Below are 11,900 nucleotides of genomic sequence, written 5' to 3' on the forward strand. Positions count from 1 at the left end.
GTAATCGGAACTTATAGAAAAGGGGCTTTGCTTCAATGTCCAAGAAAATTAAAGTCATGACGATATTCGGGGTGCGCCCGGAAGCCATCAAGATGGCTCCGCTTATTTTGGAACTGCAGAAACATCCCGAATCTATTGAATCGATCGTTTGCGTTACTGCACAGCATCGTCAGATGCTGGATCAGGTTCTTGAAGTATTCAATATTCATCCAGACTACGATCTGGATGTGATGAAAGATCGCCAGACGTTGAATGAAATTACGATTCGTGTGCTGGGAGGCCTGGAGCCGGTTTTGCGTGAAGCAAAGCCGGATATCGTGTTGGTTCACGGTGATACGCTGACAACGTTTGTAGCCAGCTATGCTGCGTTCCTGCAGCAGATCCAGGTGGGTCATGTGGAAGCAGGTCTTCGCACATGGAACAAGCTCTCTCCATACCCGGAAGAAATGAATCGTCAGTTAACCGGAGTGCTTGCTGACTTGCATTTTGCGCCTACGGACTGGTCGTCTTCCAATCTTGCCAAAGAAAATAAATCGGAGTCTAGTACGTATGTCACAGGCAACACGGTAACAGATGTGTTTCAATATACAGTACGGCAGGATTACACACATCCGGTACTAGATTGGGCACAGGGTAAGCGTCTTGTGCTGATGACAGCTCACCGCCGTGAATCCCAAGGCGAGCCTCACCGTAACATTTTCCAGGCCGTCAAACGGATTGCCGACGAGTTTGAGGATATTGCCATCGTGTATCCGGTGCATCTAAGTCCTGCTGTGAAGGAGCCGGCTCACGCGATTTTGGGGAATCACCCCCGTATTCAACTTATTGATCCACTAGACGTGGTGGATTTGCATAACTTTTACCCGCATACTCACTTGATTTTGACAGATTCAGGTGGTTTGCAGGAAGAAGCGCCTTCGTTTGGTGTACCGGTTCTCGTTCTTCGGGATACAACGGAGCGTCCGGAAGGAATTGAGGCTGGAACACTGGAGCTGGTGGGTACCGAAGAGGAACGTGTGTATGAGCGGACCAAAGCTCTGCTTACAGACGAAACACTGTATGCAAGCATGAGTCAGGCTGCCAATCCGTATGGTGATGGACATGCTTCGGAAAGAATTGTCAATGCGATTTTGCATCATTTTGGTGTGAATAGTGAACGTCCGGAATCATTTCACAGAAAATTCAAAAAATAATTCATTTTTTCTGATGGATTAATAAAGGGTACAGCATACAGTTAAACTGTACGGTTTACGCGGGTTTATGGGCTCTGATGGCCTGTAATCCCGTCGTTTTCCCCTTTAAAACGCTAAAATCATTCAATTGACAAAGGCTCTCATCATTCAGTAAAATTAACTGGGATTGCAAGGGTGGCGTGGAAAATGGCCGATTCGAACAAACCAAATTCATCCCGTAACCATGATGATAATGTGTGGAAAGCAATGGGGCTCGTGACAGCTTTTGGAATCGAGATTGCCATTCTCGCTGTTGCCGGATATTACGTTGGCTCCTGGTTGGACAAGACCATCGGGGGTAGCGGAATATGGATCGCCGTAAGCGTTCTCTTTTTTTTGGCAGCAGGCGGCGTAAGCATCTACTTTATCGCGAAAAAATTCATGGGGGAAAGTGATGAGTGAACTAACCAGATACCGCAGAATGATGACTGTTTTCATCATGTACTTTCTTATGATTTGTTTTCTCGCAGCGGCCTTTATGCCACGTGTGGAGACAATTGCTTTGGGACTGGCCCTGGGTACAGGAATTAGCTGGATCAATGCATTTTACCTGGGCTTCAAAGTAAGGAAAATGTCTGATGATGCGGCAGAAGGTAACTTGAAGCGTGTGAACCTGGGATTTTTGACAAGAGCGGCACTCGCAGTGCTCGGTATCTTCATATCGATGCGCTTTCCGCAGTACTTCAATACATATGCGGTTGCAGGCGGTCTGGTCATTGCACAATTTTCCTTACTGATTATAGGGATCGTCTATTCCCGCAGAGCAGAATGATGTTAGGTGCTGCAGCTTTCAAGTCGAGAAAGGGGTGAGAAAAATATGCATGAAGCTCCAATTATTATGCTTGGCGGATTTCGACTGGATCTATCGGTTCTGTTGATGCTGGTGGTTACAGGTGCACTTGTTTTCATTTTTGCTGTACTAGCAACACGTAGATTATCCGTTGAAAACCCCGGCAAGCTGCAAAATTTTATGGAGTGGGCAGTAGAATTCGTCCGCAATCTGATTTCCAGCACGATGGATATGAAGAAAGGGAAACATTTTATCTCTCTCGCTCTTTCCATGATTATGTTCATTTTTGTAGGTAATATGCTAGGTCTTCCGTTTCAGGCGGTTACTGAAGTTACGGAGGTTAGTCAGGCGCAGGTATTCAATCAACCGATTGTCACTGCTGTTGATGCGTTTAATGAAGCGCATGCCAAAGACCCTGAAGCACATCCACACGTTGAACTGGCTTGGTGGAAATCACCGACAGCCGACTTGTCTGTAACGATGGGACTGGCACTCGTAGCATTCCTGGTATCTCATGGACTCGGATTGTTCCGTAACACAAGAGGATATCTCCAGCATTATCTTAAACCGTTCGCCTTGTTCTTGCCGATCAACCTGATAGAGACGGCATCCAAGCTGCTGACACACGGAATGCGTTTGTTCGCGAATATTTTCGCGGGCGAGGTACTGATTACAACGATCCTGAAGCTGACCACGTTCAAAGTGTTTGGTGCCATTGCAGCGATTCCGTTGCTTATGGTGTGGCAGGGCTTTAGTATCTTTATCGGCGCAATCCAGGCATTTGTTTTTGTAATCTTGATGATGGTGTACATTTCACAAAGCATCGAGACGCATGACGAACATTAAGTTTCAAGCCCTACGAAGATTTCTTCACCAGGCTGAACAATAAAAAATTCGATTTAACATTTTAAGGAGGATATACAAATGGGAGCAATGGCATTAATCGCAGCAGCAATTGTTGCAGGACTGGGCGCGTTTGGCGCAGGTATTGGTAACGGTATGGTAATCAGCAAAACGGTGGAAGGTATCGCTCGTCAACCGGAAGCGAAATCCACTCTTCAAACAACAATGTTTATCGGTGTAGGTCTGATCGAGGTATTGCCGATCATCGGTGTGGTACTGGCGTTCATGTTCTACGGTATGGCTTAATTAAATCGATACAGGTTTGGCGGGGAAGGCCATAGCCATCCGCGCCTTCTTTTTAGGTAATGTCCGTTCTAACGGATGACGTTTCAAGGATACCTCCAGGAAGGAGTGAACAGATTGAGTTTCGTATGGGAAAATACGCTTCTTGCGATTATTGCATTTGCAATTTTATATTGGCTGCTTAGCCGTTATGCTTTCGGGCCTTTGTTCTCCATTATGGAAAAACGTCGTGAACTCGTGATGACGCAGATGAATGAGGCTGCTCAGACTCGGGAACAGGCCATTGCCTATGTGGAGGAACAAAAACAAGCTCTGGAGCAAGCGCGCAAAGATGCTTACGACATCATTGAACAGTCCAAACAAACGGGCGGTAAACAAGCCGAATCGATCTTGGCTGATGCGAAAGCAGAAGCTAATCGTCTCAAAGACGATGCTGTACGTGAGATTGAGAGTGAGAAGAACAAAGCGGTCGCAGCGCTTCGCAGCGAACTGGGTACAGCTTCCGTTCAAATCGCTTCCAAATTGATCAAAAAAGAAGTTGAGAACGGTCCTGCACAAGAGGAACTTGTGAACCAATACCTCAATGAGGTAGGAGGCCGACAATGAGCCGCGATACGATAGTTGCCAAGCGTTATGCGAAAGCATTGTTCGAAGTTGCTCTTCAGCAGCAGCAGGTACTTGAAGTTGAACAGGAACTGCGTGTGGTTGTCAGTGCATTGACTGGGGATGCTGATATCGAAAAATTCATCGTATCTCCCAACATCTCGGACGAAGCAAAGCAGAATGTCCTTCATTCAAGCCTTGATGGAAAGGTGTCCGAGCCTGTCCTTCGCACAGTTCTGCTGTTGATTGAGCGCGGACGCGTTGAATTGCTGGAAGCTTTGCTGAATGATTATCTGAAGATCCAAGGCGAGTCGCTCGGCATAGCTGATGCGCGCGTCTACTCGACTTATGCATTGAATGATGAAGAAAAAGAAGCGGTTGCCCGTGAATTCGGTGGCCGTGTGAATAAAAAGATTCGTATCGAGAATTTTGTTGATCCGACTCTGCTGGGCGGATTGAAAGTCGCCATTGGCGATACGATCTATGACGGCAGCTTGGCTGGCAAGCTCGAACGTCTTGAGCAGTCTTTTAACAGACGAGTACAGTAGATTGGGGTGAGGACACTTGAGTATCAAACCAGAAGAAATCAGTACATTAATTAAGAGCCAGATCGAACAATACAAAACCGATATCGATGTAGTCGAAGTCGGGACAGTTATTGAGGTCGGTGATGGTATTGCTCGTGTATACGGACTTGAGAACGTAATGTCCAACGAGTTGGTTGAATTCCCAAGCGGTGTTATGGGACTCGCCATGAACGTGGAAGAGAGCAACGTTGGTGTCGTTATCCTAGGACCTTACTATGATATTCGTGAAGGCGACCAAGTAAAACGTACCGGTCAAATCATGCAAGTGCCTGTTGGCGAAGCATTGATTGGACGCGTTGTTAACCCGCTCGGTATTCCAGTGGATGGCAAAGGGCCAATCGCTACAACGGAATTCCGTCCGGTTGAAGGTAAAGCACCAGGCGTAATGGATCGTAAATCAGTTCATGAGCCGATGCAAACAGGGATCAAAGCGATTGACGCAATGGTTCCAATCGGTCGCGGACAACGTGAGTTGATCATCGGTGACCGTCAAACAGGTAAAACATCAATCGCAATTGATGCGATCCTAAACCAAAAAGGCAGCGGCATGAAATGTATCTACGTTGCTATCGGTCAAAAACAATCTACAGTTGCACAAGTCGTAGAAACTCTTCGTCGTAAAGGCGCAATGGAGTACACGATTGTTGTAACTGCAGCAGCATCTGATCCATCACCATTGTTGTACATCGCACCGTATTCCGGTTGTTCGATGGGTGAGTACTTTATGTACAAAGGTGAGCACGTGTTGGTTATCTACGATGATTTGACCAAACAAGCTTCCGCATATCGTGAACTCTCCTTGCTTCTTCGCCGTCCACCGGGTCGTGAGGCTTATCCGGGTGATGTCTTCTACTTGCACTCCCGTTTGCTGGAGCGTGCAGCGAAGCTGAATGATGAGCTTGGTGGTGGTTCTTTAACCGCACTGCCGTTCATTGAAACACAAGCTTCCGACGTATCTGCTTACATTCCGACGAACGTAATCTCCATTACGGACGGACAAATCTTCTTGGAAGCTGACTTGTTCAATGCTGGACAACGCCCGGCGATCAACGTAGGTATCTCCGTATCCCGTGTTGGTGGTTCTGCTCAGATCAAAGCGATGAAAAAGGTTGCAGGTTCCCTGCGTCTCGACCTCGCTCAATATCGTGAGCTTCAAGCATTCTCCCAGTTCGGTTCCGATCTGGATAAAGCGACTCAGGCCCGCCTGAATCGTGGTGCTCGCATGATGGAAATCCTGAAACAGGGTGTGAACCAGCCTTTGCCTGTAGAACAACAGGTTGTCAGCTTGTACACAGCGGTTAAAGGATTCCTGGATGAAATTCCTACAGGTGATGTGACTCGTTTTGAACAAGAATTCCTCGCGTTCATGGAGAGCAGCCATCCTGAGATTCTTCAATCCATCCGTGATACTAAAGAATTGACTGCAGACAATGAGAATGCTCTGAAGGGCGCTATCGAGAAGTTCAGAAAGAGCTTTTCTGTCTCCGTCTAAATAGATGATATGCAGTTGCGGAGTTGTTTAACCGATTCCGCATGTCTGCATGTATAACTTTGGCTCCGCCAAAGGTAAGATTATGCTTACGAAGTAGTTTTGACTTGGTCAAAACTATTGAATGCTTACGAAGTAACTTTGGCTCTGCCAAAGTTTAAGTTTGAGCTTACGAAGTAGTTTTGACTACGTCAAAACTTGAAGGTGGTGAAATCATGGCAAAAGGCATGCGCGAAATAAAGCGGCAAATTAAAAGCGTACAAAGCACCAAGCAGATCACCAAAGCAATGGAGATGGTTGCTGCTGCAAAACTGCGTAAAGCGCAGGAAAAAGCGGAAGCAGCTCGTCCATATTCGGAGAAACTGAAAGAAGTTGTGGCTAGTATTGCATCAAGCACGCAGGGAATTCAACATCCGATGCTGGAGAGTCGTCCGGTCAAAAAGACAGCTTATCTAATCATTACATCGGACCGTGGTCTTGCGGGTGGTTACAATGCAAATATTTTGCGTCAGGTCAATCTGACACTCAAAGAAAAACACAACTCTCAGGATGACTACGAATTGTTCGTCATAGGGCGTAAAGGACGCGATTATTTCAGACGGCGCGAAATTGCGATCGCATCCACTACAACGGATCTATCCGATTCACCAGCATTTGCAGATATCAAATCTATTGCACACGAAGCTGTTCAAGGATTTGAGCTGGCTAAATTTGATGAATTGTACATTTGTTATAACCGCTTTGTGAATGCGTTGACCCAGATTCCTACGGTAGAAAAACTTCTTCCGATGGAAACACCTGAGGTAACTGCTGCGGAAGGACCGACGGCAAGCTACGAATACGAGCCTTCAGCTGAAGCTGTACTGGAAGTTTTGCTACCGCGTTATGCGGAAACGCTGATCTACGGTGCACTTCTGAATGGTAAGGCGAGTGAGTTGGGTGCCAAAATGACTGCGATGGGTAATGCAACCAAAAATGCATCGAAACTCATCAACGACTTGTCATTGACCTATAACCGTGCTCGTCAAGCGGCGATTACGCAGGAGATTACGGAAATTGTGGCAGGTGCCAACGCAGCACAAGGCTAACCGTTTTTTATTAATGAAGGCTTGCAGTGCAGAGATAACAGAGAACGGAACTTTATTTCTGCAAAACTAGCAGGCTTGTAGGAGGGGAACGTTAAGATGAACAAAGGACGCGTTGTGAGCATCATGGGTCCGGTTGTTGACGTCGAGTTTGATCGCGGCGGTCTGCCGGAAATCCTCAATGCCATTACGATCACTACAGTAAGCGAAAGCGGCGTAAGTGTGAATCTGACACTCGAAGCTTCGAAACATCTGGGTGACAACCGGGTACGTTGTATCGCGATGTCCTCCACGGACGGACTCGTTCGTGGTATGGAAGCCGTAGATACAGGAGCTCCAATCTCTGTACCTGTTGGGGAAGCGACACTGGGTCGTGTATTTAACGTACTCGGCGAAGCTATTGATACTGGCGGCACTGTAGCTGCTGCACATAAAAATCCGATTCACCGCTCGGCTCCTGCATTTGATGAACTGACTACCCAGGCTGAAATGCTGGAGACAGGAATCAAAGTTATCGACTTGTTGGCTCCTTACGCCAAAGGTGGTAAAATCGGTCTCTTCGGTGGTGCCGGTGTAGGTAAAACTGTAACGATTCAGGAATTGATCAACAACATCGCACAAGAACACGGCGGTATCTCCGTATTCGCAGGTGTTGGTGAGCGTACACGTGAAGGTAATGACTTGTATCACGAGATGAGTGATTCAGGCGTTATCAACAAAACAGCAATGGTCTTCGGACAAATGAACGAGCCTCCAGGCGCACGTCTTCGTGTAGCCCTCACAGGTCTGACCATGGCGGAATACTTCCGTGATGAAGAAGGCCGTGACGTGTTGCTCTTTATCGATAACATCTTCCGTTTCACCCAAGCAGGTTCAGAAGTATCTGCCTTGCTCGGACGTATGCCTTCCGCGGTAGGTTACCAACCAACGCTGGCAACGGAAATGGGTCAACTGCAAGAACGTATCACTTCGACCAAAAAAGGTTCAGTAACATCCATCCAGGCCATCTACGTGCCTGCGGATGACTATACTGACCCGGCTCCAGCAACGACGTTTGCCCACTTGGATGCAACGACGAACCTGGAGCGTAAAATTTCAGAGATGGGTATCTACCCTGCGGTAGATCCGTTGGCATCCAGCTCCCGGATCTTGTCCCCTGAAGTTGTAGGCGAAGAGCATTACAACGTAGCTCAAGGCGTTAAACGCATCTTGGCGCGTTACAATGAATTGCAGGATATTATTGCGATTCTGGGTATGGATGAGTTGAGTGAGGAAGACAGAGCACTCGTTTACCGTGCTCGTAAGATTCAACGTTTCTTGTCCCAGCCTTTCCACGTTGCTGAAGCATTTAACGGTATTCCGGGTAAATACGTTCCGGTTAAAGAAACGGTGCGCAGCTTTAAAGAAATTCTCGAAGGCAAGCACGACGATCTTCCGGAAGCAGCTTTCCTCTTCGTGGGTACAATTGAAGAGGCAGTGGAGAAAGCCAAAACACTGGTATAATCTGAATCCAGGATTGTCCTTATGAAGCGAGCTATCCTTCGGATAGTTTCAGGAGGGATGGAATTGAGCACCTTTTTGTTGGAAATCGTAACACCTGAGCGTCTGGTATATTCAGAACAAGTGGATAGTATCACGGCTCGTGGTATTGAAGGGGAGCTGGGCATTCTGCCAGGTCATATCCCTATGGTTACACCTTTACAGATCGCACCGATCTATATCAAAAACGGAAAAGAAAGCAAACGCGTCGCTATTGGTGGCGGGTTTATCGAAGTCCGTAAAGATAAGGTTGTTGTGCTCGCAGAAAGTGCCGAATTCCCGGAAAATATCGATGTGGACCGTGCGCGTGCGGCGAAAGAGCGGGCAGAACGCCGTCTCAGCAGCCAAAGCAATCAGGACCATTTTGATCACCGCCGGGCAGAGATTGCTCTGCAAAAAGCGGTTAACCGGATCAACGTATACGGCAAATAAACTACTCATCGGAGCCTGGCGGCTTAGTCTGCCAGGCTTTTTTGAGTTTTTGGAGTGTTATCTTTTCCAATTACAGTAAACTATATGGACATTATCTACGGTTGAAGTACTTGATTTAACGGCAAATAAAGTTAATTGCATTCACCGTTTATGGGCAGTTGAATAGAATGTAGGACTAAAGTCGTGGCGATAATGATCACTGTTGGAACCATTTTTAACGACGGAAATCCAAATTATTTCCGAGGAAATGACAGGATCGATATCGAAATAACGCTCTTTTATGTCGTTTTAGTCACAAAATCCCGACATTTTGAATTTAAAATAATATCAAAGTGGAAATCAATGTAATTGACAATGTATGATGAAAGAGCCTATATTCCATAGAGTCAGCAGATGCAGGAAGCTGCGTTGATGAATTCCATAGTCATTCACAGCCAGATTGTTTGCTGCTCCGTGATTGGGCATCCAGATTTCCTGCATGGCAGGAGTAAGTCTGACAGTAGGCTCAGTACGTTGTGTTCAAGTCATTCCATTGTTCTAACAAGTTATGGATGCCAGGCATAATTATGCTGATCGCTGCAACAAATGTGGAGGTAATGAATATATGGATACTGACCTGACGAATCAGTTGAACCAGACATTAAGTACGAATGGCTTAGTCTCAATTATCGTCTCTCTTTTATGTATAGCGTTGTCGTGGTGGGCTTTGCAGAATCTCAAGCTGGATTTAATCATCAGGCAGCCACGAGGAGCACAGGGAAGACTGTTACACTTACTGTTGGCCATTATACTTGGGCATGCTGTTTCAGGCTTTGTCATTGACTATTTGTCATGGACACAAATGTTGCGCCATTTGTTTTAATGTTGAGATGGTTGGTTAATCATCTGTTAGGTTCTTCAAGCAGTTCAATGTCGAATAACATCGATTAATTGTGTTAACAATTAGAGTATGAGTTGTCGGCAAATGAATTAAGAAAAAAGTGTGACGTGGAATTGGATGAATTTGAGATGTTTTATGTAAAAATGCTTGTATCGTACAATTCAACAATGTTATGATGGAAGTTAGGGAATTCACAATTGTTCACTTATTTTGTGGTTATAAACGGGATACCCGGTTGAATCCGGCTAATAATCATCCCATTCTGTCTGTTCAGATGCTTGCTGGCCTGTAAGGCATTACATTTACAAGTCGGAGGGCATCATGCAACGCACGTGGTATCATCAATATGGATTATAAACCAATTCTTTTCTGAATAGACATCAAGGGCATTATTTGCCAGGCTATGTCGAAATTCCACACACAGCAACAGTCTTTTCTATTACAGAAGGGCTCACGTATTCCGGAATGAAGAAAAGGGAATAAAAGCGCGGAGGGAACCATGATGAGCAAATTTATCGTCCGCGGTGGCAAAAGGTTGACCGGAAGTGTCAAAGTTAGCGGCGCTAAAAATTCTGTTCTTCCGATCATCGCTGCCTCTCTCTTAGGGGAAGAAGGACAAAGCGTTATTATTGACGCTCCTCCTCTAGACGATGTGATGACGATTAACAAGGTGTTGGAATCGCTAGGAGCGGGTGTTACATACCGGGACGAAGTGATTACCGTAAATGCGGAGAAACTTACTTCCTGTGAGGCACCGTATGAATGGGTAAGTAAAATGCGGGCGTCATTTCTGGTCATGGGGCCATTGTTGACGCGTATGGGTCATACAAGAATTTCGCTTCCTGGTGGATGTGCCATCGGTACACGGCCTATTGATCAGCATTTGAAAGGTTTTGAAGCCATGGGCGCTGAGATCAGCTTGGGCCAAGGCTATATAGAAGCTCGCAGCCAAGGACGGTTGCGTGGCGCGAAAATTTATCTGGATGTGGCTTCCGTAGGTGCCACTCAAAATATTATGATGGCTGCAACATTGGCTGAAGGTGTAACTGTTCTGGAGAACGCGGCAAAAGAACCAGAGATTGTGGATCTTGCCAACTTCCTGAATGGAATGGGCGCCAAAGTACGAGGTGCCGGAACAGGAGTCATCCGCATCGAAGGTGTGGAGAAACTGTCTGGCGTGAAGCATACCGTCATTCCTGACCGGGTTGAAGCAGGTACCTATATGGCTGCTGCTGCAATTTCCGGTGGTGATGTGTATATCGAAGGTGCGATTTCAGACCACTTGGGTTCTGTTATTGCGAAGCTGGAAGAAATGGGCGTAACCATTCATCCTGACGAGAATGGCGTTCGTGTCATTGCAGATCGTCCGCTCAAGGCTGTGGATGTGAAAACATTACCATACCCAGGTTTTCCTACCGATATGCAATCCCAAATGATGGCCCTTTTGCTTGCGTCTGAAGGAACTTCTGTTGTAACAGAGACTGTTTTTGAAAATCGCTTCATGCATGTGGATGAATTCCAGTTGATGAATGCGGAGATCAAAGTTGAAGGACGTTCGTCCATCATCACGGGCAATGCCAAGCTGAAGGGTGCCAAAGTAACAGCTACCGATTTGCGTGCGGGTGCCGCACTTATTATCGCGGGTCTTGTTGCTGAAGGTACAACGGAAGTGGGCGGTGTTCATCACATCGACCGTGGCTACGTACATCTCGCTGAGAAGCTTAACGGACTTGGAGCCGATATTTATCGTATTTCGGTTGAAGAGCCTAAGCTGGATGCAGTTAAAGCTTCGAATGAAAAAGTCGGGGAAGAAGTACCACTGTTCAAAGTACAACCGACTTGGGCATAACATCGAATTAGACAAATAAGCGTTGCTCTCTAGTATGAATCATACATCATTGTAAATTGCGGAGACGAGAGCATGCGTACTGTCATTTAAATTCAGATCAAAAGCTAAGCCATCTGGCTTGGCTTTTTTTGTGTTCAACAATCAACTGAATCAGTACCTGATTCTATTAATAGCTGGTCTTAACTTATATAGCATAACATCGTATTCTGTACCAATTCTGAACAAATGAAAGAGCATGCTTTTTGAGGAACGGATGGTACCTTATGGA

13 protein-coding genes are annotated in these 11,900 nt (G+C 46.3%); all 13 read left to right on the top strand.

The window, feature by feature from the left end; all coding sequences use genetic code 11:
• Window positions 1–35: 35 nt before the first annotated feature.
• The 13 genes from wecB to murA all read left to right on the top strand — a co-directional run bounded on the left by wecB (window position 36) and on the right by murA (window position 11,632).
• Window positions 36–1,193 (top strand): non-hydrolyzing UDP-N-acetylglucosamine 2-epimerase, encoded by a 1,158-nt coding sequence (gene wecB / locus MHB84_RS15825; RefSeq protein WP_076287588.1) that lies wholly within the window; start codon window positions 36–38, stop codon window positions 1,191–1,193.
• A gap of 186 nt (window positions 1,194–1,379) precedes the next feature.
• The gene (locus tag MHB84_RS15830) at window positions 1,380–1,634 is read left to right on the top strand and encodes an AtpZ/AtpI family protein (RefSeq protein WP_076287589.1); all 255 of its coding nucleotides are present in this window, start codon (window positions 1,380–1,382) and stop codon (window positions 1,632–1,634) included.
• Window positions 1,627–2,004, top strand: coding sequence for an ATP synthase subunit I (locus MHB84_RS15835; protein ID WP_076287590.1), 378 nt, complete (start codon window positions 1,627–1,629; stop codon window positions 2,002–2,004). Before MHB84_RS15830 ends, MHB84_RS15835 begins: the two co-directional genes overlap by 8 nt.
• Window positions 2,005–2,049: 45 nt before the next feature.
• Window positions 2,050–2,868 carry a F0F1 ATP synthase subunit A gene (gene atpB, locus MHB84_RS15840; protein WP_076287591.1) on the top strand — a complete coding sequence of 273 codons (819 nt, stop codon included), beginning with the start codon at window positions 2,050–2,052 and terminating at the stop codon, window positions 2,866–2,868.
• 78 nt (window positions 2,869–2,946) lie between these two features.
• Window positions 2,947–3,171: a F0F1 ATP synthase subunit C gene (gene atpE / locus MHB84_RS15845; RefSeq protein ID WP_017691934.1), complete on the top strand. Its 225-nt coding sequence runs from the start codon at window positions 2,947–2,949 to the stop codon at window positions 3,169–3,171.
• A gap of 114 nt (window positions 3,172–3,285) precedes the next feature.
• Window positions 3,286–3,774 (top strand): F0F1 ATP synthase subunit B, encoded by a 489-nt coding sequence (gene atpF, locus MHB84_RS15850; protein WP_024632720.1) that lies wholly within the window; start codon window positions 3,286–3,288, stop codon window positions 3,772–3,774.
• On the top strand, window positions 3,771–4,319 hold the full coding sequence (locus tag MHB84_RS15855; protein ID WP_076287592.1) for a F0F1 ATP synthase subunit delta: 549 nt from the start codon (window positions 3,771–3,773) through the stop codon (window positions 4,317–4,319). Before atpF ends, MHB84_RS15855 begins: the two co-directional genes overlap by 4 nt.
• A 16-nt stretch (window positions 4,320–4,335) precedes the next feature.
• Complete coding sequence (atpA, locus tag MHB84_RS15860) at window positions 4,336–5,850, top strand: F0F1 ATP synthase subunit alpha (RefSeq protein ID WP_076287593.1); 1,515 nt, start codon at window positions 4,336–4,338, stop codon at window positions 5,848–5,850.
• Between the two features lie 212 nt (window positions 5,851–6,062).
• On the top strand, window positions 6,063–6,935 hold the full coding sequence (atpG, locus tag MHB84_RS15865; RefSeq protein ID WP_076287594.1) for an ATP synthase F1 subunit gamma: 873 nt from the start codon (window positions 6,063–6,065) through the stop codon (window positions 6,933–6,935).
• Between the two features lie 96 nt (window positions 6,936–7,031).
• Window positions 7,032–8,435, top strand: a complete 1,404-nt coding sequence (gene atpD / locus MHB84_RS15870) for a F0F1 ATP synthase subunit beta (protein WP_024632716.1) — start codon at window positions 7,032–7,034, stop codon at window positions 8,433–8,435.
• 63 nt (window positions 8,436–8,498) lie between these two features.
• A complete protein-coding gene (locus MHB84_RS15875; RefSeq protein ID WP_076287595.1) occupies window positions 8,499–8,903 on the top strand; it encodes a F0F1 ATP synthase subunit epsilon in 405 nt (134 codons plus the stop codon).
• Between the two features lie 604 nt (window positions 8,904–9,507).
• Complete coding sequence (locus MHB84_RS15880) at window positions 9,508–9,765, top strand: DUF1146 family protein (protein ID WP_062321714.1); 258 nt, start codon at window positions 9,508–9,510, stop codon at window positions 9,763–9,765.
• Window positions 9,766–10,285: 520 nt separating this feature from the next.
• Complete coding sequence (gene murA, locus MHB84_RS15885) at window positions 10,286–11,632, top strand: UDP-N-acetylglucosamine 1-carboxyvinyltransferase (RefSeq protein WP_083678749.1); 1,347 nt, start codon at window positions 10,286–10,288, stop codon at window positions 11,630–11,632.
• The last annotated feature ends 268 nt before the right edge of the window (window positions 11,633–11,900 follow it).

Source organism: Paenibacillus sp. FSL F4-0087 (assembly GCF_038020215.1).
GTDB lineage: Bacteria > Bacillota > Bacilli > Paenibacillales > Paenibacillaceae > Paenibacillus > Paenibacillus taichungensis.

Excerpts from the sequence above, each read along its gene's own strand:
- atpD (WP_024632716.1), top strand. The coding sequence starts at position 7,032 with ATGAACAAAGGACGCGTTGTGAGCATCATGGGTCCGGTTGTTGACGTC.
- wecB (WP_076287588.1), top strand. The coding sequence starts at position 36 with ATGTCCAAGAAAATTAAAGTCATGACGATATTCGGGGTGCGCCCGGAA.
- MHB84_RS15835 (WP_076287590.1), top strand. The coding sequence starts at position 1,627 with ATGAGTGAACTAACCAGATACCGCAGAATGATGACTGTTTTCATCATG.
- MHB84_RS15830 (WP_076287589.1), top strand. The coding sequence starts at position 1,380 with ATGGCCGATTCGAACAAACCAAATTCATCCCGTAACCATGATGATAAT.
- MHB84_RS15880 (WP_062321714.1), top strand. The coding sequence starts at position 9,508 with ATGGATACTGACCTGACGAATCAGTTGAACCAGACATTAAGTACGAAT.
- murA (WP_083678749.1), top strand. The coding sequence starts at position 10,286 with ATGAGCAAATTTATCGTCCGCGGTGGCAAAAGGTTGACCGGAAGTGTC.
- atpB (WP_076287591.1), top strand. The coding sequence starts at position 2,050 with ATGCATGAAGCTCCAATTATTATGCTTGGCGGATTTCGACTGGATCTA.
- atpE (WP_017691934.1), top strand. The coding sequence starts at position 2,947 with ATGGGAGCAATGGCATTAATCGCAGCAGCAATTGTTGCAGGACTGGGC.
- atpG (WP_076287594.1), top strand. The coding sequence starts at position 6,063 with ATGGCAAAAGGCATGCGCGAAATAAAGCGGCAAATTAAAAGCGTACAA.
- MHB84_RS15855 (WP_076287592.1), top strand. The coding sequence starts at position 3,771 with ATGAGCCGCGATACGATAGTTGCCAAGCGTTATGCGAAAGCATTGTTC.